Source organism: Streptomyces sp. NPDC087300, assembly GCF_044744425.1.
In the GTDB taxonomy this organism is placed as follows: domain Bacteria; phylum Actinomycetota; class Actinomycetes; order Streptomycetales; family Streptomycetaceae; genus Streptomyces.
In genome coordinates, this window is sequence record NZ_JBIUYI010000002.1 from 620,890 (window position 1) to 639,902 (window position 19,013).

Here is a 19,013-nt window from a genome sequence, read left to right on the forward strand (position 1 = left end):
GGGCGCCGGGTTCTTGTGCGGCTGGGTTTGGGCCCGGTCCCGCCCCCCCACCTACCCCCGCCCCTCCTCCAACAACGCCCCCCGCAACCCCGCCACGAACTCCCCATCCGTGCCCAGGAGTTCATCCGCGTACCCGCGCACGGACCCGTACCGCTCGGCAAGCGCGGCGAGGAACAGGGTCATCACCTCCGCCGGGGCCCTGCCGTAGCCGGGCCAGATTTCGGTGGCTTCGGGGTGGGCTGTGTGCCAGTCGGCCAGGAGGCGGGGTGCGGCCTGGTCGGTGAGGGTGAAGTCGTCGGTGATCACGTCGTGGGGGACGTCCAGCAGGGCGAGGACCAGGGCGGCGATCAGGCCGGTGCGGTCCTTGCCGGACGCGCAGTGGAAGATCACGGGTGCCTCGTCGGCCGCCGATGCCGCGATGACGTCGAGCGCGCCCCTGATCTCCTTGACGCCGTCGTGCGCCACCTCCAGGTACCGCTCGGCGAGATACGGCCCAGGGTCGACGTCCGGGCCGAGCGCCGCCTGGTCGTAGGGCCGGTGCTCGATGCTCAAGTGGTGGTACGCGAGTCCGGGCAGCTCGGGCACCCGGCCCTTGGCGTCGATCTCCCAGTCGTAGCGCAGATCGACCACGGCGCGCGGGCCGAGGGCGCGGAAGCGGGCCCAGTCCGCACGCTCGGCCTCGTCCGCCCCGTCGTCGGCCCGCAGCTTGCCGAGCGAGTCGGCGCGGTACAGCAGCCCCCACCGCACCGAGCGCCCGTCGGCGGCGCGCAGGCCGCCCAGGTCGCGGACGTTGTGCAGGCGGGCGAAGGGTATGTGTCTGTTCTCTCGGTTCACGTGACGAGACCTTAGAGGGGCGGCGGATTCGAGGGGTGGGCATTTTCCGTACGCCGCCGCACCGCGTGATAGACACGTGCGATGACGATCTCCGGCCGGGCGTTCGACGCCGTACTGAGTGACCTCGACGGCGTGATCCGCTTCTACGACATGGCGGAACTGGAGCAGCTGGAGCGCGCCGCGGGGCTCACCGCGGGCAGCACCGCCGAGGTCGCCTTCGCGCCCGAGACCGACCTGCCGCTGATGCGCGGCGAGATCACCAAGGAGCAGTGGACCGAGGCGATCGCGCGCGGGCTCGCGGACCGGGTGCCCCGCGAGCGCGGCAGGGAGCTCGCCACCACGCTCGCCGAGGCGAAGTTCCGGGCCGACGAGGTGGTGGTGGGGATGCTGCGGCAGGCCCGCGCCGCCGGTCTGCCGGTGCTGCTCGTCACCAACGCGACGCCCTGGCTCGCCGACGACCTCGCGCTGCTCGGCCTCACCGGGCCCACCGGCCTCGTGGACGACGTGATCAGCAGCGCCGACCTCGGCATCGTCAAGCCGGACCCCCGCATCTACGAGACGGCGGCGCGGCGGGCCGGCGTCGACGCGGCCCGCTGCCTCTTCGTCGACGACCGCCAGGAGAACGTGGACGCGGCCGTCGCGCTCGGCATGACCGGGCTGGTCTACCGCGAACACGCCGATCTGCGGGCGGTGTTGGAGCCGGTGCTGCGGGCAGCCTGAGGCCGTACGGGAGCCAGGGCTACCTCCCGTACGTACGGAAGTCGTCGAGCACCGCGTCCAGATGACGCAGCGACGCCGTCACCCGCGAAGGCACCGCGAAGAACGGGTCGTCGGGCACCGGAAGGGAGCCGGCGAGGGCGATGCCGCGGGCCCGCGCCCACGTCGCGTCGTCCTGGGCGGCCGCGGCGCGGAACGTGTCCCGTGCCGAGGCGGGCAGGAACATCCAGGCCGGGATCAGATCGCAGGCCGGATCGCCCACGGCGAGCGTCCCGAAGTCGATGACCGCGCTCAAGTGCCCGTCCACGGCGAGGAGGTTGCCGGTCGCGAGGTCGCCGTGCAGCCACACCGGCGGACGGTCCCAGGCGGGCGCGGCGAGCGCGGCCTCCCACACCGCCGTCACGGCGTCCGTGTCGACGATCCCGTCCAGCTTGGCGATCTTCGCGCGTACGAGGGAGTCGGCGGCCAGCGCGTCACACTCCGTGCCGACGCGCTCGCCCCGGAAGGCGTTGCTCAGGGAGGGGGCCGGGCCGCCGGTCGCGTCGATTTCCTGCAACGCCCTGATGAAACCGGCCAGTTCGGTGGCCGTGCGCAAGGGGTCGGCGAGGCCGTCGGTGGTCGCCGCCTCGCCGTCGAGCCAGCGCTGGACCGTCCACGGGAAGGGGTAGCCCTGCCCCGGCCGCCCCTGCGCGACCGGCGCGGAGACGGCGAGGGGCAGCTGCGGGGCGAGCCACGGCAGCCACCGCTGCTCGCGTTCGACCTGCCCGACCCAGCGTGCGTAGCGGGGCAGCCGGACGGACAGGGCTTCGCCGAGGCGGAACGTCGCGTTGTCCATGCCGGGCAGCGGCACGGACGCGACGGGCAGATCCGCCCAGTGGGGGAACTGCTCGGCGAGCAGTCTGCGGACGAGAGCGGCGTCGATCAGCACGGAAGGATCCTCAAGGCAACGGGGGTGAACGTCACACCGGAACGGTCCGGTCCGTCATTGTCATGACGGACCGCGACGGGAGAATGTGACGCATGGACCAGAACGATGAGGCCGCCGCGGCGGCCGCCCTGGCGGCCAGGTTCGAGGAGCACAGGCCCCGCCTGAACGCCGTGGCGTACCGCATGCTCGGCTCCCTCGCCGAGTCCGAGGACGCGGTCCAGGAGGCGTGGCTGCGGCTCAGCCGTTCCGACTCCGGCGAGGTGGCGAACCTCGGCGGCTGGCTGACGACCGTCGTGGGGCGGATCTGCCTCGACCTGCTGCGCTCGCGGCAGTCCCGGCGCGAGGATTCCCTGGACGTCTCCATGGACACGCACGTTCCCGACCCGGTGGTCGGCCGCATGGGCGCGGTCGCCGACCCCGAGCAGGAGGTGCTGCTCGCCGACTCGGTGGGCCTCGCCCTCCTCGTCGTCCTGGAGACCCTCGCGCCCGCCGAGCGGCTCGCGTTCGTGCTGCACGACATGTTCGCCGTGCCCTTCGACGAGATCGCGCCCGTCGTGGAGCGGTCGGCGGCCGCGACCCGGCAGCTGGCCAGCAGGGCCCGCCGCCGGGTGCAGGGCTCGGCGCCCGCGCCGGACGCCGACCTCGCCAAGCAGCGCGAGGTCGTCGAGGCGTGGATGGCCGCGACCCGGGCCGGTGACTTCGAGGCGCTGCTCGAACTCCTCGACCCGGACGTCGTGTTGCGCGCGGACTCCGGCGAACTGGCCTCCGGCCTCTCGAAGTTGGTGCGGGGCGCGGCGACGGTGGCCGGGCAGGCGGCGATGTTCGCGCGGTTCGCGCCGGTCTCGCGGATGGTCCTGGTCAACGGGGTGCCCGGCCTGGTCGCCGTCCCGGACGGCGAGCCGTTCTCCCTCGCCTCGTTCACCGTCGTGGACGGCAGGATCGTGGAGATCAACATCATCGCGGACCGGGCGCGGCTCGCGGAGCTCCGCATTCCGTCGTTCGACGACTGAGGGGAATCCCCCTGCCCCGGTGGGGCAGGGGGAGAGGGTCGGTCTCATGTGACCGGCTCCTCCCGGCCCCCGCCGGACGTACGGCGCACCACCCGCAGCAGATAGTCCTTGCGGCTCAGCGGATCGTGGTCCGTCCGCGCACGGGTGGGCGGCGTGCCCCGCACCGGCTCGTAGTGGTCGAAGGCGGACTCCAACTCGCCCTCGCCGCGCGTGAGTCCGGGCAGCTGCTGCTCCAGGGCGTGCACCTGCTTCGCGGGGATGTCGCCCTCCAGCCGGTACGACGCGCCGCTCGTGGTCGGCGCGTGCGGCACGGCGCGCAGCCGCGCGAGCGCGGGCAGCACCGCGCCGAACGTGTCACCGGGCACGTCGAGCACGAAGCGGTGCATCGGCTCGTGCACCACGGTGCCCGCCCGGCGCAGCGCGTCCATCAGGACCAGCGGCGTCAGGTTCCTGAAGTCGCCCGCCGTGCTCGACATGCTCTTGTCGAAGGTGCCGTGCGCGTGGCTCTGCCGCGGCCAGTAGCCGCAGTGCGTCATCGTGACCACGCAGTCGGGCACGCGCCAGCCGTGCAGGCCCTGGTCCAGGGTCTCCCTGACGGTCTCCTCGACCGCGCGGAAGAACGCGTACGGCATCGCGCCGAGCTCGACCCCGAGCCGGAACTCCACCCCGGCGCCGACCGGCGCGGGCGCCACCCGCAGGCCGACCGTGGCGAGGAACGGGTTGGGGTCCTTGTCGATGATCTCGAACGCCTCGCCGGTGCCCGCCACCCGCTCGACGCAGATGGTGGTGGTCTCGCGGAAGGTGACGTCGAGCCCGAAGTCCTCGGCGAGCGTGGCCTGGACGACCTCCTTCTGCACCTCCCCGTAGAGCGAGACGGACACCTCCTTGCGGACCGGATCCTGCCGCAGGCCGATCAGCGGGTCCTGCTCGGCGAGCTGGGTCAGCGCGACGTGCAGGGCGCCCCGGTCGGCGGGGCGCAGCGGGGCGACCACGGTCTCCAGGGTCGGCGGGGCGAAGTGGTGCGGGCCGGAGCCCGCGCCCCCGGCCCGCCCGGAAGGGGCGCCGAGCGCATCGCCGATGCGGACGCCGCCGAGGCCCCAGAGCTTGCCGATCTGGCCCGCGCGGACCTCCGTACGGCGTACGTCGGTGCCCTGGTCGAAGACGGTGACCGCGGTGACCTTGCCTTCGCGGGGGCCGGGCGGTGCGCCCTCGGGCCTCGAGATGTCGACGCGGTCGCGGGTGCGGAGCGTGCCGGAGAACATCCGCACATAGGCGATCTTCTCCCCGGCGGCCCCGCGCTCCACCTTGAAGACGCTCCCGGACACGGGCTCTTCCGGGTCGTCGGCGTCCTCGGCGGCCGGGGCGTTCGACGGCAGCAACTCCCGGATTCCGTCGGTCAGTTCGCCGACACCCACGCCCGTCATGGCCGAGCCGAAGAAGACGGGGTGCACCAGCGCGCGGCGGGTCTGCCGGGCCAGTTCGGCGTGCAGTCGCTCGTACGAGAGGGTGGCCGGGTCCTCCACGTACGCGGCGAGGAGCGTGTCGTCGTGGGCGGTGAGCAGCTCGGTCAGACGGGCGGTGAAGCCGTCGTCCCCGGCCGGCCCGGTGTCCCCTGCGGTGTCCTTCGCCGTGAACGGGACGAAGCGCGCCGCGCGTGTGCCGAGGCCGGGGACCGTGCCCATCGGGACGATGTCCGGCGTGAGCCGCTCGGCGATGTGCTTGAGGACGCCCTCGTACCGGGCGCCGCGGCGGTCCGCCTTGTTCACGAAGATCAGCGTGGGGATGCGCAGGCGGCGCAGGGTGCGCAGCAGGACGCGGGTCTGCGCCTGTACGCCCTCCACGGCGGAGACCACGAGCACGGCGCCGTCGAGCACGCTGAGGACCCGCTCCACCTCGGCGATGAAGTCCGGGTGGCCGGGGGTGTCGATCAGGTTGACCTTGACGCCGGTGCCCGCGCCGGTGCTCGCGTCGGCGCCTTCGGAGACGCCTTCGGGCGCGTCGATGAGGAACGAGACGACCGCGGACTTGATCGTGATGCCGCGCTGTCGCTCCAGGGCGAGCGAATCGGTCGTGGTGCTGCCGTCGTCGACGCGGCCGGGCTCGTCGATGACGCCGGCGGCGTACAGGAGCCGCTCGGTCAGGCTGGTCTTACCGGCGTCGATGTGGGCGAGAATGCCCAGGTTCAGGGTGTGCGGAGCTGATGAATGCACGTACCGTCATGTCCTTAGAAGAGGGGTGACTTCCTTCCGGGATGGACATGCACGAACGCCGCATTTCTTCTCCTACCTGGACTACGCCGGGCTTGCGCCGACTCCACTCAGTGCATCAGGCGCCCCACGCGCGCGGCAACCGAATTACCGCGCGCCGCCTGCGCGCCGCCCCGGGGATCAACGCCCCGCACCGGCACCCGCACCGGCACTCGCACCCACCCCCGCCTCCGCCCCCACACTCACCGACCGGATCCCCCGCCGCCGCGCCAGCCACAGCACGACCGCCGCGTACCCGCAGAGCATCACGACGTCGACGCACACCGACGTCCACGGCATGTCGGCCGCCGTCTCGTCGGAGGCGAGCGCCCCCGCGATCGCCGCGGAGACGCCCATCGCGAGCAGGTTGTTGAGCACGTGCAGACCGATCGCCGCCTCCAGACCGCCCGTACGGATCGTCAGCACGCCCGCGACGAGCGCGAACACCACGAGGTCCGCGAAGCCCCACGGCGTGCCCCACCCGTGGGCCGCGGCGAACAGCGGGGCCTGCGGCAGGATCGCCAGCCACGGCGAGCGGCACCAGGCGCCGACCGCCTGGGTGAGCCAGCCACGGAACACGTACTCCTCGGCGGCCGCCTGGAACGGCACGAGGACGCACACCACGGCGAGCCCCAGCAGGAAGTCGCCGAGCCCCGCCCACTCCGTACCCTCCGTCCCGGTGCCTCCCGCGTCGGGCAGCAGCATCATGACGCCCAGCGAGCCCGCGACGAGCGGGAGGGCGACGAGACCGCACCGCACGAGCCAGCCCCACCGCAGCCGCCCCGCGACCGACGACACGGTCCCCTGGGGGCGCCGCTGGACCCAGCGCGCGGCCATGAACACCACGGGGAGCAGCAGGGCCAGCGAGAGCAGGGCCTGCGCCGTCTCGCCGATGCCGCCCCAGACCTGGAACCCGTCATCGCCGGTGGGCCTGCCCAGGATCCCGCCGGCTATCTCGCCGCCCACCAGGACCGCGACCGCGGCGGCGACGGCACCGACGAGCACGAGGCCGGTCCCGGCGAGCGGCCGCCACCACTGATGGCGTCCCGTCACCAGGGCGAGCCGGTGGTAGGGGAGGGGCGGAGCGACGTACGGAACCTGCGGCACGTGCGGGGGCCGTGGGCCGTACCACCCGTAGGGGGAGTGCGGAGCGTACGGGGGCGCGGGGGACTGCGGGGGCGGCGCGTAGGCGTACGGGTCGGCCGGGTGCTGTGGCGCGGGCCCGGCCGGCGGGGGCGTCGTCGTCATGCTCTTCAGCATCCCCGCAGCGGCGCGCGCGGACGTCGGCCGCCGGCACGATCGTGCTCTCTAACCAGGGATAGACGCCGCTCCGTATCCTTGGGCCCGATATGGAGCGGATACGGAACTGGCTGCTGCCCGTCCTCCTCGCGATGCTGCAGCTCGCCTACTGGCCGGGCCGCTCGCTGCGGGACGGGGACCCCGTCGGTGCCGACCGGCTCGCGGCGGGGCTCGCCGTGGCCCTCGCGGTCACCGTCGCGCTCGGCGTGCGCCGCAGGCACCCGGTCGCCGCCACGGTCGCGGTCGAGGCCGTCCTGATCGCCTGCGTGTTCCTGCCGGACGAGATGGTCCTGGTGCCCGAGATCGGCCTGACGGTCGCGCTGTACTCGGTCGCTGTGCGCGGCGCGGGCCGCACGGCCGTGCTCGTCGGGTCGGCCGTCCTGCTCTGCGACGCGGGCCGCGCGGTCCTCGACCTCGACCAGGGCGTCGAGGTCTTCGGCGAGATCCTGACGAACTGCGCGGTCGTCCTCGCCGTCCTCGGCCTGGGACGCGGGCGCCGCCGCTGGCACGCCGGACGCCGGGCGGCCGCCAGGGACCTGGCGCGCGCGGAGGCCGAACGGGGCAGGGCGGCCACCACCGAGCGCCGGCGCCTGGCCCGCGAGCTGCACGACGTCAGCGCCCACCACCTCACCTCGGTCGTGGTCACCGCGGACGCCGCGCTGCGGCTCGGCGACCGCAGGCCGGAACTGACCGCGCAGGCGCTGGAATTCGCCGCCGAGGGCGGCCGCGAGACGCTGGCGGCCCTGGACCGCCTGGTGGCGATGATGCGGACGTCGGCGGCGGACGAGGACAGCGCCGTCGAGGAACGCGTCGACGAACTCGCCGCCGGTTTCGCCCGGCTCGGACTGCGCCCCGCCGTGACGGTGGCACCGGAGCTCGCGGCGCTGACGGGGCCGGTGGCCGACGCGGCGTTCGGCATCGTGCGCGAGGCCCTCACGAACGCCCTCCGGTACGCCCCGGGCGCCGCGGTCCGCGTACGCCTGGTGGTCTCGGACGGCGACGACGCCGGGGGCGTGGTCGACCTGACCGTCGAGGACGACGGGGCGCGCGGCACGGCAAGCGCCTCCGCGAGCCGGCAGCGGCTCGGCTCGGGACGCGGTACCGCGGGCATGCGGGAGCGGGCGGCCGCGCTCGACGGGACGCTGGAGGCGGGGCCGCGCCCGGAAGGACCCGGCTGGTCCGTGCGCGCCCGGCTGCCGCGCGGCACGGCACTTCCGGTCGGCGGCGCCGCGCGCCACCCGGCCCTGCGCGGGCTCGACGCGACCGACGGCGCCACCGCGCTGGCCGTCGCCGCGCTCACCGTCATCGCGGTCCTGGTCGAACGCTCCTCCGACGTCGGGATGGCCGTCGGCCCGGCCGCCGCGCTGGCCCTGCCGCTGCTGTGGCGGCGCAGGGCGCCCTGGGCGGTGTTGTGCGCCGTCCTCGGCCTCGGGTGGCTCGCGCCCCTCGGCGTCGCCTTCGGGCTGCTCCACAAGGACACGGCGCTGTGCCTGACGGTGGCGAGCGGCGCCGCGGTGTGCGTGGCCCTGTACGCGGTGGCGGCGCACGCGGGACCGGCCCGGCACACCTGGCCCGCGACGGCGGTGGCCGCGGGCGGACTCTCCCTGACGTGCCTCGCCCTGGCGTCGTCCGACGGCATCCAGGAGCTCGAAACGGACGGTGGCTTCGGCCTGTTGGTCTTCCTCGCCGTCCTGGCGGGCGTGGTGTTCCTGTTCCCGACGGGCGCGCTCTGGGGCGTCGGGACGGCCCTGCGGACCCGGCGCGAACGCGTCAGGGCCTTCGAGGGCCACGCGCTCGCGAGCACGGTCCACGCGGCGGTCGCCACGGCGTACGAGGAGCGCCGCAGGATCGCCGCGGAGCTGCGCGGCGAGGTCCTGCGCCACGCGTCCGGCGTGGGCACCGCGGCCGACGCGGGCGACCTGGCGGCCGTGGCGGAGCGGGCGAGAGCGGCGCTCGCGGCGATGCGCGACCTGCTGGCCGCGCTGCGCGAGACGACCGCCTCCCACGACGACCCGACCGCCCTGACCGCGACCGGCCCGACCGCGACCGCACCCTCGCCCCCGACCCCCTCCGAGAGTCCGAAGGAGACACTCCCATCACCCCCCACAACGACCCCGCAGCCGAAGCTCACCACCCCGGAGCTGGAACCGTCCGAGTGATGATCGTCGACGACCAGGCCGTGGTCCGCGCCGGATTCGCGGCGATCGTCGACGCGGAGCCCGACCTGGACGTGGTGGGCGAGGCGGCGGACGGCGCGGACGCCGTGCGCCTCGCGGCCCTGCTCGCGCCCGACGTCGTCCTGATGGACATCCGCATGCCGGGCATGGACGGCCTGACCGCGACCCGCCTGCTCACCGCGGACCAGGGGCCCACCGCCGCGCGCGTCCTCGTCCTGACCACCTTCGACCAGGACGCCTACGTCCACGACGCGCTGCGCGCCGGTGCCTCGGGCTTCCTGCTCAAGGACGCGCTGCCCGAGGAACTCCTCGCCGGGATCCGGGTGGTGGCCTCGGGCGAAGCGATGCTCGCGCCCACCGTCACGCGCCGTCTGATCGACGCCTTCGCCGACACGGCACCGGCCCCCGACCCCGAGTTCCTGGCGTCCCTCACGCCCCGCGAACGCGAGGTCCTGACCCTGGTGGCCGCGGGCCACACCAACGCGGAGATCGCCGAGGCGCTCGGTGTGACGACCGGCACGGTGAAGTCCCATGTCAACGCGCTGCTCGGCAAGTTGAACCTGCGCGACCGGGTCCAGGCCACGATCCTCGCGTACGACCTGGGCCTCGCCCAGCCGCGCCGGGCGCACTGACGGCCGGGCGCACTGCCGCGGCGGCCGGGCCTGTCCGGAAACGCCGACAGCACCCGGCTCCGCGCGGACGCCGGGTGCTGTCGGATGAAGCGTCAGGCCTTCTTGGTCTCCCAGAAGATCTTGTCGATCTGGGCGATGTGGTCCAGCGCCTTCTGACCGGTGGCCGGGTCCGTCGAGCCCTTGGCGGCCGAGAGGGCCTTGAGGGCGTCGTTGACCAGCTGGTGCAGCTCCGGGTACTTCTCGAAGTGCGGGGGCTTGAAGTAGTCGCTCCAGAGCACCGAGACGTGGTGCTTGGCGAGCTCGGCTCGCTGCTCCTTGATGACCGTGGCGCGCGCCTGGAAGTGCGCGTCGTCGTTGGCGGCCATCTTTTCCTGCACGGCCTTGACCGACTCCGCCTCGATGCGGGCCTGGGCCGGGTCGTACACGCCGCAGGGCAGGTCGCAGTGGGCGCTGACCTTCACCTTGGGGGCAAACAGGCGGGAAAGCATGTCGCTGTCCTTCCTCGTGATCGTCTTCTCAGGTGGGACATTACTCCGTGAGGGGCGGGTTTTCGCGAGTGCCCCCATGGGCTTAGGACAAAAGTCCAGGGTCAGACTGGGACTGGTGGAGGATAGGACCGGGGAGGTGCGGTGATGCCGGAGCTGTCACAGGAGAGCGAGCGCGGACGGGCCGTTCTGCCGTTCGGCGCGGCGGAGGTGAGGGGCCCTTCGATGGTGCCCACGCTGTGTCACGCGGACCGGCTGCTCGTGCACTGGGGCGCGCGGGTGCGCCCGGGGGACGTGGTGGTGCTGCGCCATCCGTTCCAGCAGGACCTGTTGGTCGTCAAGCGCGCCACCGAGCGCCGCGACGGCGGCTGGTGGGTGCTCGGCGACAACGCGTTCGCGGGCGGCGACAGCACGGACTACGGCGTCGTGCCCGAGGAACTGGTGCTGGGGAAGGTGCGGTTCCGCTACCGCCCGCCGGTGCCCGGACGGCGTTCGCCGTTCGCGATGGCGCGCTGGGCGCTGTCCGCCGTGCGGCCCGTGCCGGCCGACCGCTCCGTCTCCAGGCGCTTGCGGGCGCGGTAGGCGGCGACGTTCGCGCGGGTCGCGCAGCGGTCCGAGCAGTAGCGCCGGGAGCGGTTCGTCGAGGTGTCGAGATAGGCGTTGCGGCACGGCACTGCCTCGCACAGGCCGAAGCGGTCCACGCCGTGCTCGGTGAGGTGGAAGGCGAGGCCCATCGCGGCGATCGCGGCGTATCCGGCGGTCGCGTTCGAGGAGTGGTCCGCCAGGTGCATGTGCCACAGCGGGCGGCCGTCCTCGTCCCGGTGGTCGTGGCCCGAGATCTGCGGGCTGACCGGGAACTCCAGGAGCAGTGAGTTCAGCAGGTCCACGGCGAGCGTCTCGTCGCCCCCGTCGGCCGCCTCGAACACCGCCCTGAGCCTGGCCCGCACCGAACGGAAGCGCGTGAGGTCGGACTCCGTGGCGCGCCGGGCCATCTGCGTGCTCGGCCCGAACAGCTCCTTGATCACCTCGACCGAGGTCAAGGAGTCCTTGTCGCGGCCCGGCTCCTCGCTGTTGACCAGGCGTACGGCGAAGTCTGAGTAATGGGCCAGTTCCACTTGTAGTCCTTACGGGCGCGGGCTATCGTCGAGTCGTCGGCCGGTAATGACCGATGGCGGTACCAGGGTATTACGAAGTGGAGGGGTTCTGATGGCTGGAGCGGGGACCGGAACCGAGACCGGTGCTGAGACCGGGACCAACTGGCGTTCCTGGCAGGACAGTTGGGACCGGCAGCAGCAGTGGTATCTGCCCGACCGTGAGGAGCGGTTCCAGATCATGCTCGACATGGTCGAGGCCGTCGTCGGCCCCGCGCCGCGCGTGCTCGACCTGGCGTGCGGTACGGGAAGTATTACGGACCGGCTCCTCAAGAGGTTCCCGGACGCCACCAGTGTCGGCGTCGACCTGGACCCCGCGCTGCTCACCATCGCCGAGGGCACCTTCGCCGGGGACGACCGGGTCACCTTCGTCACCGCGGACCTGAAGGACCCGGAGTGGACGGCCGCGCTCCCGTACGACTCGTACGACGCGGTGCTCACGGCGACGGCGTTGCACTGGCTCTTCAGCGAACCGCTAGCCACGCTCTACGGCCAGGTCGCCGGGCTCGTCCGCGACGGCGGCGTCTTCATGAACGCCGACCACATGCCCGACCCCGCGACGCCGCGCGTCAACGCGGCCGAGAGCGCGCTGCGCCACCGGCGGATGGACCGGGCCAAGGCCGAGGGCGTCCTCGACTGGAAGGAGTGGTGGCAGCTGGCCGCCGCGGATCCGGTCCTCGCGGCGCCCACGGCTGCGCGCTTCGCGATCTACGGGGAGCATGCGGACGGGGACATGCCTTCGGCCGAGTGGCACGCGCGTACTCTCCGCGACGCGGGGTTCGGTGAGGCCCGCACCGTCTGGGCGTCGCCGTCCGACGCGCTGGTGCTTGGCCTGAAGTAGCAGTGCCGAAGGGGCGGTACGGATCCGGATCCGTACCGCCCCTTCGCGTAGTTCTTCGCGTGCGGGCGCGTCGTGGTTGCTCGCGCAGTTCCCCGCGCCCCTTACGGGGCTAAAGCACCTTCGACAGGAACGACTGCGTCCGCTCGTGCTGGGGGTTCGTCAGGACATCACGCGGGTGGCCGGACTCGACCACCACGCCCTCGTCCATGAAGACGAGGCTGTCGCCGACCTCGCGGGCGAAGCCCATCTCGTGCGTGACGACGATCATCGTCATGCCGGACTCCGCGAGGTCGCGCATCACGTCGAGCACGTCGCCGACCAGCTCGGGGTCGAGCGCCGACGTCGGCTCGTCGAAGAGCATCAGCTTCGGGTCCATCGCGAGCGCGCGGGCGATCGCCACGCGCTGCTGCTGGCCGCCGGAGAGTTGCGAGGGGTAGTTGCCCGCCTTGTCGGCGAGGCCGACGCGTTCGAGCAACTGCCCGGCGCGCTCCCGCGCCTGGGCCTTGGCGATGCCCTTGACCTGGACCGGCGCCTCCATGACGTTCTCGAGGGCCGTCATGTGCGGGAAGAGGTTGAAGCGCTGGAAGACCATGCCGATGTCCCGGCGCTTCAGGGCGACTTCGCTGTCCTTGAGCTCGTACAGCTTGTCCCCCTTCTGCCGGTAGCCGACCAGCTCGCCGTCGACGTAGAGACGGCCCGCGTTGATCTTCTCCAGGTGGTTGATGCAGCGCAGGAACGTCGACTTGCCGGATCCCGACGGGCCGATGAGGCAGAACACCTCGCCCGACTTGACCTCCAGGTCGATGCCCTTGAGCACCTCCACGTTGCCGAAGGACTTGTGGACGCCTTCGGACTTCACCATGGCGGTCGTCATCAGCGAACACCTCCCGCGCGGTTGCCCAGCGACAACATGTTGGCCTTGATCTTCTGGAACGGGGTGTCCGGCAGGGTGCGGGACGAGCCGCGTGCGTAGTACCGCTCCAGGTAGTACTGACCGACGCTGAGGATCGACGTCATGATCAGGTACCAGGCGGCGGCGAGCAGCAGCGTCTCCACCGTCGCGCCCGACGAGGTGCCGATGTCCTGGGCGTACTTGAGGAGTTCGTAGTACTGGACGGCCGCGACGAGCGAGGTCGTCTTCAGCATGTTGATGAACTCGTTGCCCGTCGGCGGCACGACCACGCGCATCGCCTGCGGGAGCACCACGCGGCGCAGCGTCTTGCCGTGGCTCATGCCGAGCGCGTGCGACGCCTCGGTCTGGCCCTCGTCGACCGAGAGCAGCCCCGCGCGGCAGATCTCCGCCATGTAGGCGGCCTCGTTGAGGCCGAGGCCGAGCAGCGCCGTCAGGAACGGCGTCATGAAGTCCGACCACTCGTCCTTGTAGATCGGGCCGAGGTTCACGTAGTCGAAGACGAAGCCGAGGTTGAACCAGACGAAGAGCTGGACCAGGACCGGCGTGCCGCGGAAGAACCAGATGTAGAACCAGGCGATCGAGGAGGTCACCGGGTTCTTCGACAGGCGCATCACCGACAGGATGACGCCGCCGACGACGCCGATGAGCATCGAGAGGAACGTCAGGATCAACGTCTCGCGGACACCCCTGAGGATGCGCTCGTCGAAGAAGTTGTCGGGGATCGCGCCCCAGTTGATGTCGCCCTGCGAGAAGGCGTAGACGATCGCGGCGAGGACGCCGATCGCGAGGACAGCGGCGACGTAGCGGCCGAAGTGGCGGACCGGGATGGCCTTGATGGCCTCCGCGGGGCGCGCCTTCGGGACGTCGTCCCCGGGGCCCTTCTTGGAGATGTCGGTGGTCACGGGAGTGGCCTTTCAGCGACTAGGAGGGACGCGGTCACTTGCCGCCGTTGACCTTGGCTTCCTTGACCGCGCCGGCCTCGACGCCCCACTTCGAGATGATCTTGTCGTACTCGCCGTTCTTGATGATGGCGTCGAGTGCGGCCTTGATCGCGTCGCGCAGCTCCGGGTTCTTCTTGGAGACCGCGATGCCGTACGGGGCGGCCTGGACCTGCTCGCCGACCAGCTCGAAGTCCTTGCCGCCGCCCGAGGTCTTCACCGCGTACGCGGCCACGGGGAAGTCGGAGGAGCCCGCGTCCGCGCCGCCGGAGCGCAGCCGCGTCTGGGCCTGCTGGTCGTTGTCGAACTGCTCGATGGCGATCTTCTTGCCGTCCTTGCACTTCTTCGACTCGGCCTTGGCCAGGTCGTGCGAGACGGTGCCGCGCTGGACGACGATCTTCTTGCCGCAGAGGTCGGCCCAGGTCTTGATGCCCTGGTCCTCGCCCTTCTTGGTGTAGATCGAGACGCCGGCCGTGAAGTAGTCGACGAAGTCGACGCCGGTGCCGACCTTCTTGCCGGTGTCCTCGTCGACGCCCTCCTGGCGGTTCTTGGTGTCGGTCATGGCCGACATGGCGATCTGGTAGCGCTTGGAGCGCAGGCCGCCGAGGAGGGTGTCGAAGGTGCCGTTCTCGAACTCGAAGTCCACGCCGAGCTGCTTGCCGAGCGCCTTGCCCAGGTCCGGGTCGATGCCGACGGTGTTGCCCGACTTGTCCTTGAACTCGACCGGCGGGTAGGCGATGTCGGACCCGACCTTGATGACGCCCTTGTCGCGGATGTCCTTGGGGAGCTTGTCGGCGAGCGGGGCGTTGCTGACCGAGTCGGACCCCTTGTCCTTGGTCTGGTCGCCGCAGCCGGACAGCAGCAGCGTGCCGGCGACCGCGATCGCGCCGACCGCGGCAATCCGGGACTTCGCGGACTTCGCTGCGGTCTTACGACAAAGGGAGCTGGCGGTCATGGTGGGTCCTCCGGCGGATGAGGGAGTTGCCGATGGGTCGGGCACACACCTTCGGGTGTCGCGACCTCGTGTGATGACGGCATCTTGCCATTCGGGCCGTCCGATTCTGGGTGCCGGAGATGTCAAAATCGGATAACGGGCCAGCCTCGAATCCGAACAGGCCGGTACAGCAAGGGTTTATCGGTACGGGAGCGAATCATCGTTAACCGAGGGAAAGCCGACCTATCTCGCGATGCGGACGCAGTGAATGCACTTTTCGGTAAAATCGGGCATATGACCTAGGGTCGAAACAAATACAGGTCGTCGGCGGTCGGACCCATCCGGTAGAAAAGACGGTTACACCCCTCATCCGGGGCCCAGGGCGCGTGTGCGGCGCGCTCGCGTGTTCGTACCTCCCTCCGCCGACAGGTGGAGAACGGACGCGGTGCCCGCCCACTTCTCAACCAGGAGTGGACACCCTCAACTGATGAATAAGACTTAAGGGGTCAGACAAGTGGCAGCGGAGATCGTCAATCCTCGCAGCGACAGCAATACGGATCGCGTGGGCCCTGCGGGTGCAGATGAGCCCTTCGATCCGGCGTTTGCGCTGCATCGCGGCGGCAAGATGGCCGTGCAGGCCACCGTGCCGGTCCGCGACAAGGACGACCTGTCCCTCGCGTACACACCCGGCGTCGCGAAGGTGTGCAGCGCCATCGCCGAGCAGCCGGAGCTCGTGCACGACTACACATGGAAATCCAATGTCGTCGCCGTGGTGACCGACGGGACCGCGGTGCTCGGTCTCGGCGACATCGGCGCCGAGGCCTCCCTCCCCGTGATGGAGGGCAAGGCCATTCTCTTCAAGCAGTTCGGCGGCGTGGACGCGGTGCCGATCGCGCTCGCGACCACCGACGCGGACGAGATCGTCGAGACCGTGGTGCGGCTCGCCCCGTCCTTCGGCGGCGTGAACCTCGAGGACATCTCGGCCCCGCGCTGCTTCGAGATCGAGCGCAAGCTCCAGGAGCGGCTCGACATTCCCGTCTTCCACGACGACCAGCACGGCACGGCCGTCGTGACGCTCGCCGCCCTGCGGAACGCGGCCAAGCTGACCGGGCGCACGCTCGGCGACCTGCGCGCCGTCATCTCCGGTGCGGGCGCGGCCGGTGTGGCCATCGCCAAGTTCCTGCTCGAAGCGGGACTCGGGGACGTGGCCGTGGCCGACCGCAAGGGCGTCGTGAGCCGGGACAGGGGCGACCTGACCCCGGTCAAGCGGGAGCTCGCGGAGATCACCAACAAGGCCGGTCTGAGCGGCTCGCTCGAAGCGGCGCTGGCCGGTGCCGACGTGTTCATCGGCGTCTCCGGCGGCACCGTCCCGGAGCCCGCGGTCGCCTCGATGGCGCCCGACTCGTTCGTGTTCGCCATGGCCAACCCGAACCCGGAGGTCCACCCGGACGTCGCGCACAAGTACGCGGCCGTGGTGGCGACCGGCCGCTCCGACTACCCGAACCAGATCAACAACGTCCTCGCCTTCCCCGGCATCTTCGCCGGTGCGCTGCAGGTCCGGGCGTCGCGGATCACCGAGGGCATGAAGATCGCCGCCGCCGACGCCCTCGCGGCCGTCGTCGGCGACGAGCTCTCGGCGGACTACGTGATCCCCTCGCCGTTCGACGAGCGGGTCGCCCCCGCCGTCACGGCGGCGGTCGCGGCCGCGGCTCGGGCGGAGGGTGTCGCCCGGCGCTGACGTTCTGGCCCCGCCCTCGGTGGCGGGGCTCTCGTCCCACGGGCTCTCGTCCCACGACGCCCACCCGATTCCGGTCCGTCCGGAAACGGGTGGGCGTTTTCTGCTGCTTGCTGCGGGGCTTGCTGCGGGGCTTGGGGCGGGGGGGTGCTGTGGGGGTTGCTGTGGGCGTGCCCCGCGCCGCCGGGGGCGTCGGGACGCGTGTCACAGCGGTACGTGGTTCCGTACGGCCGCCCGGCCTGCCTATCGTCGGCGGCATGTTCGCTGCCTATGCCGCCCGTATCGACCGTGACCAGCCCCTCGAAGGACTTGAGTTGGGGGAGCGGCCCGCCCCCGAAGCGCGTCCCGGCTGGTCGACCGTGAACGTCCGCGCCGCCTCCCTCAACCACCACGACCTGTGGTCGCTGCGCGGGGTAGGCCTGGCCGAGGACAAGCTGCCGATGATCCTCGGCTGCGACGCCGCCGGCACCGACGAGGACGGCAACGAGGTCGTCCTGCACTCCGTCATCGGCCAGTCCGGCTACGGCGTCGGGCCCCGCGAGGGCCGGTCCATCCTGACCGAGAAATACCAGGGGACCTTCGCCGAGCAGGTCCGCGTCCCCACCTGGAACGTGCTGCCCAAGCCGAAGGAGCTGTCCTTCGCCGAGGCCGCCTGCCTGCCGACCGCGTGGCTCACCGCCTACCGGATGCTCTTCACCAACGCCGGTGTGCGCCCCGGGGATTCGGTCCTCGTGCAGGGCGCGGGCGGCGGCGTCGCCACGGCCGCGATCGTCCTCGGCAAGGCCGCGGGCCTGCGGGTCTTCGCCACCAGCCGGGACGAGGCCAAGCGGAAGCGAGCCGTCGAACTCGGCGCCGTGGAGGCCGTCGAGCCGGGCGAGCGGCTGCCGCAGCGGGTCGACGCGGTGATCGAGACGGTGGGCGCGGCGACCTGGTCCCACTCGGTCAAGTCGCTGAAGCCGGGCGGCTCGCTGGTGATCTCCGGGGCGACGAGCGGCGACCGGCCCTCGCACGCCGAGCTCACCCGGATCTTCTTCCTGGAGCTGAAGGTGGTCGGCTCGACCATGGGCACCAAGGACGAGCTGGAGGACCTGCTCGCCTTCTGCGCCGCCACGGGTGTGCGTCCCGTCATCGACGAGGTGCTGCCGCTGGACCGGGCGCGCGAGGGGTTCGAGCGGCTTGAGGCCGGGGGGCAGTTCGGGAAGATCGTGCTGGAGGTCTGAGGGCGGGTCGGTCCACTTCCCGGTCTTGTGCCGTGCGTACTCATGTCAACTGTGGTTGACGCTTCATGCCTGTCAATGTAGGTTGACAGGCATGAGCGAAGCAACGGATCTCGCCGAGCGTGCGGGTGATCGCGATCCACGGATCGGGCTGCGTGCCGTGTCCGCGCTGCGGAAGCTGGTGGAGCAGTTGGAGGCCGTGCAGGTGCGCAGTGCGCGCGTGCAGGGCTGGTCCTGGCAGGAGATCGCCGCGGAGCTCGGGGTGAGCAGGCAGGCCGTGCACAAGAAGTACGGGAGGCAGTGATGTTCGAACGGTTCACGCGGAGTGCCAGGGACGTCGTCAAGGGTGCGGTCACCCACTCCGAACGGGCGGGGCACGACAGCGTCGAGGAGGCCCATCTCCTCCTCGCGCTCCTCGACCGCGAGGGCAGCCGGGCGTCCTTCGTCCTGGCCGCGCTCGGCGCGAAGGAGCGGCGGGACTCGATCGCCGCGGCGCTCGAAGAGGTACGGCGCAGGGGCGGGATGAGCCGGGCGGACGTCGACGCGTTGGCCGGGCTCGGCATCGACCTCGGCGAGATCGTCTCCCGGGTCGAACAGGTGCATGGGGAGGGGGCGTTGGCGGGTTCCCGGCGGGGGCCGGCGGGTGTCGTACGGTCAGGGCGCCGGCCCTTTACGCCCGAAGCCAAGGATGTGCTCGTACGGGCGCTGCGTGTCGTCACCGGTGAGCGGGGGCGGCAGCTCGGCGACGAGCACCTGCTGCTCGCGCTCACCCTTGGACGGGGTGCCGTCGCGGACGTCCTGGCGGAGCACGGGGTCACTGAGGGGTCCGTGCGGAGGGTTCTCCAGGGCGGGGACGGGCAGGCGCTGGCCGGCTGAGTACTGCCCTGCGGGCGGCTCTTCTCGTACCCACCCGCTCCACCCGTGCTCCCACCCGAAGGGTCGATGTCTCCTGTGGG

At 71.8% G+C, this 19,013-nt stretch carries 19 protein-coding genes; 10 read left to right on the plus strand and 9 right to left on the minus strand.

Annotation, left to right across the window (positions count from 1 at the left end):
* Positions 1-51: 51 nt before the first annotated feature.
* Positions 52-834: a tyrosine-protein phosphatase gene (locus tag ACIO9J_RS08405; protein ID WP_401994521.1), complete on the minus strand. Its 783-nt coding sequence runs from the start codon at positions 832-834 to the stop codon at positions 52-54.
* Between the two features lie 81 nt (positions 835-915).
* Between ACIO9J_RS08405 and ACIO9J_RS08410 the strand changes: the two genes are divergently transcribed.
* A complete protein-coding gene (locus ACIO9J_RS08410) occupies positions 916-1,554 on the plus strand; it encodes an HAD-IA family hydrolase (protein WP_401994524.1) in 639 nt (212 codons plus the stop codon).
* Positions 1,555-1,573: 19 nt separating this feature from the next.
* Here ACIO9J_RS08410 and ACIO9J_RS08415 read toward each other — a convergent pair whose 3' ends face one another.
* Complete coding sequence (locus tag ACIO9J_RS08415; protein ID WP_401994527.1) at positions 1,574-2,479, minus strand: aminoglycoside phosphotransferase family protein; 906 nt, start codon at positions 2,477-2,479, stop codon at positions 1,574-1,576.
* Positions 2,480-2,571: 92 nt separating this feature from the next.
* On the opposite strand from ACIO9J_RS08415, the gene ACIO9J_RS08420 reads away from it, so the two are divergent.
* On the plus strand, positions 2,572-3,489 hold the full coding sequence (locus ACIO9J_RS08420; RefSeq protein WP_401994530.1) for a sigma-70 family RNA polymerase sigma factor: 918 nt from the start codon (positions 2,572-2,574) through the stop codon (positions 3,487-3,489).
* Between the two features lie 44 nt (positions 3,490-3,533).
* Here ACIO9J_RS08420 and ACIO9J_RS08425 read toward each other — a convergent pair whose 3' ends face one another.
* Both ACIO9J_RS08425 and ACIO9J_RS08430 read right to left on the minus strand, forming a co-directional pair.
* A complete protein-coding gene (locus ACIO9J_RS08425) occupies positions 3,534-5,675 on the minus strand; it encodes a GTP-binding protein (RefSeq protein WP_401995912.1) in 2,142 nt (713 codons plus the stop codon).
* Between the two features lie 201 nt (positions 5,676-5,876).
* On the minus strand, positions 5,877-6,983 hold the full coding sequence (locus ACIO9J_RS08430) for a lysostaphin resistance A-like protein (RefSeq protein ID WP_401994533.1): 1,107 nt from the start codon (positions 6,981-6,983) through the stop codon (positions 5,877-5,879).
* A 101-nt stretch (positions 6,984-7,084) separates the two neighbouring features.
* On the opposite strand from ACIO9J_RS08430, the gene ACIO9J_RS08435 reads away from it, so the two are divergent.
* Together ACIO9J_RS08435 and ACIO9J_RS08440 are read left to right on the plus strand one after the other, a co-directional pair.
* On the plus strand, positions 7,085-9,193 hold the full coding sequence (locus ACIO9J_RS08435; protein WP_401994536.1) for a sensor histidine kinase: 2,109 nt from the start codon (positions 7,085-7,087) through the stop codon (positions 9,191-9,193).
* A complete protein-coding gene (locus ACIO9J_RS08440; protein WP_401994539.1) occupies positions 9,193-9,843 on the plus strand; it encodes a response regulator in 651 nt (216 codons plus the stop codon). The genes ACIO9J_RS08435 and ACIO9J_RS08440 overlap by 1 nt, the downstream gene beginning before the upstream one ends.
* Before the next feature lie 92 nt (positions 9,844-9,935).
* Here the strand turns inward: ACIO9J_RS08440 and sodN are convergent, their stop codons facing one another.
* Positions 9,936-10,331 (minus strand): superoxide dismutase, Ni, encoded by a 396-nt coding sequence (gene sodN, locus ACIO9J_RS08445; protein WP_401994542.1) that lies wholly within the window; start codon positions 10,329-10,331, stop codon positions 9,936-9,938.
* A 144-nt stretch (positions 10,332-10,475) separates the two neighbouring features.
* Here sodN and sodX point away from each other — a divergent pair, with 144 nt between their 5' ends.
* Positions 10,476-10,910: a nickel-type superoxide dismutase maturation protease gene (gene sodX, locus ACIO9J_RS08450; protein WP_401994545.1), complete on the plus strand. Its 435-nt coding sequence runs from the start codon at positions 10,476-10,478 to the stop codon at positions 10,908-10,910.
* Here sodX and ACIO9J_RS08455 read toward each other — a convergent pair.
* Positions 10,793-11,443, minus strand: coding sequence for a CGNR zinc finger domain-containing protein (locus ACIO9J_RS08455; RefSeq protein ID WP_401994548.1), 651 nt, complete (start codon positions 11,441-11,443; stop codon positions 10,793-10,795). The two genes, sodX and ACIO9J_RS08455, sit on opposite strands and share 118 nt — an antisense overlap.
* A gap of 91 nt (positions 11,444-11,534) precedes the next feature.
* Between ACIO9J_RS08455 and ACIO9J_RS08460 the strand changes: the two genes are divergently transcribed.
* Positions 11,535-12,320: a class I SAM-dependent methyltransferase gene (locus ACIO9J_RS08460; protein ID WP_401994551.1), complete on the plus strand. Its 786-nt coding sequence runs from the start codon at positions 11,535-11,537 to the stop codon at positions 12,318-12,320.
* 109 nt (positions 12,321-12,429) lie between these two features.
* On the opposite strand, the gene ACIO9J_RS08465 is transcribed toward ACIO9J_RS08460, so the two are convergent.
* From ACIO9J_RS08465 to ACIO9J_RS08475, 3 genes are read right to left on the minus strand one after another with little or no spacing between them, the layout of a single operon-like run.
* Positions 12,430-13,182, minus strand: a complete 753-nt coding sequence (locus tag ACIO9J_RS08465) for an amino acid ABC transporter ATP-binding protein (RefSeq protein ID WP_401995914.1) — start codon at positions 13,180-13,182, stop codon at positions 12,430-12,432.
* A gap of 11 nt (positions 13,183-13,193) precedes the next feature.
* Positions 13,194-14,135, minus strand: a complete 942-nt coding sequence (locus ACIO9J_RS08470; protein WP_401994553.1) for an amino acid ABC transporter permease — start codon at positions 14,133-14,135, stop codon at positions 13,194-13,196.
* Positions 14,136-14,169: 34 nt separating this feature from the next.
* Complete coding sequence (locus tag ACIO9J_RS08475) at positions 14,170-15,126, minus strand: ABC transporter substrate-binding protein (RefSeq protein WP_401994556.1); 957 nt, start codon at positions 15,124-15,126, stop codon at positions 14,170-14,172.
* Positions 15,127-15,619: 493 nt separating this feature from the next.
* Between ACIO9J_RS08475 and ACIO9J_RS08480 the strand changes: the two genes are divergently transcribed.
* The 4 genes from ACIO9J_RS08480 to ACIO9J_RS08495 all read left to right on the plus strand — a co-directional run bounded on the left by ACIO9J_RS08480 (position 15,620) and on the right by ACIO9J_RS08495 (position 18,933).
* Positions 15,620-16,843 carry an NADP-dependent malic enzyme gene (locus ACIO9J_RS08480; protein WP_401994559.1) on the plus strand — a complete coding sequence of 408 codons (1,224 nt, stop codon included), beginning with the start codon at positions 15,620-15,622 and terminating at the stop codon, positions 16,841-16,843.
* Positions 16,844-17,097: 254 nt separating this feature from the next.
* Positions 17,098-18,060, plus strand: a complete 963-nt coding sequence (locus ACIO9J_RS08485; protein ID WP_401994562.1) for a zinc-binding dehydrogenase — start codon at positions 17,098-17,100, stop codon at positions 18,058-18,060.
* Between the two features lie 91 nt (positions 18,061-18,151).
* Entirely contained in the window at positions 18,152-18,361 is a 210-nt protein-coding gene (locus ACIO9J_RS08490) for a helix-turn-helix domain-containing protein (protein ID WP_098244732.1), read from the plus strand.
* Entirely contained in the window at positions 18,361-18,933 is a 573-nt protein-coding gene (locus ACIO9J_RS08495; RefSeq protein ID WP_401994566.1) for a Clp protease N-terminal domain-containing protein, read from the plus strand. The genes ACIO9J_RS08490 and ACIO9J_RS08495 overlap by 1 nt, the downstream gene beginning before the upstream one ends.
* The last annotated feature ends 80 nt before the right edge of the window (positions 18,934-19,013 follow it).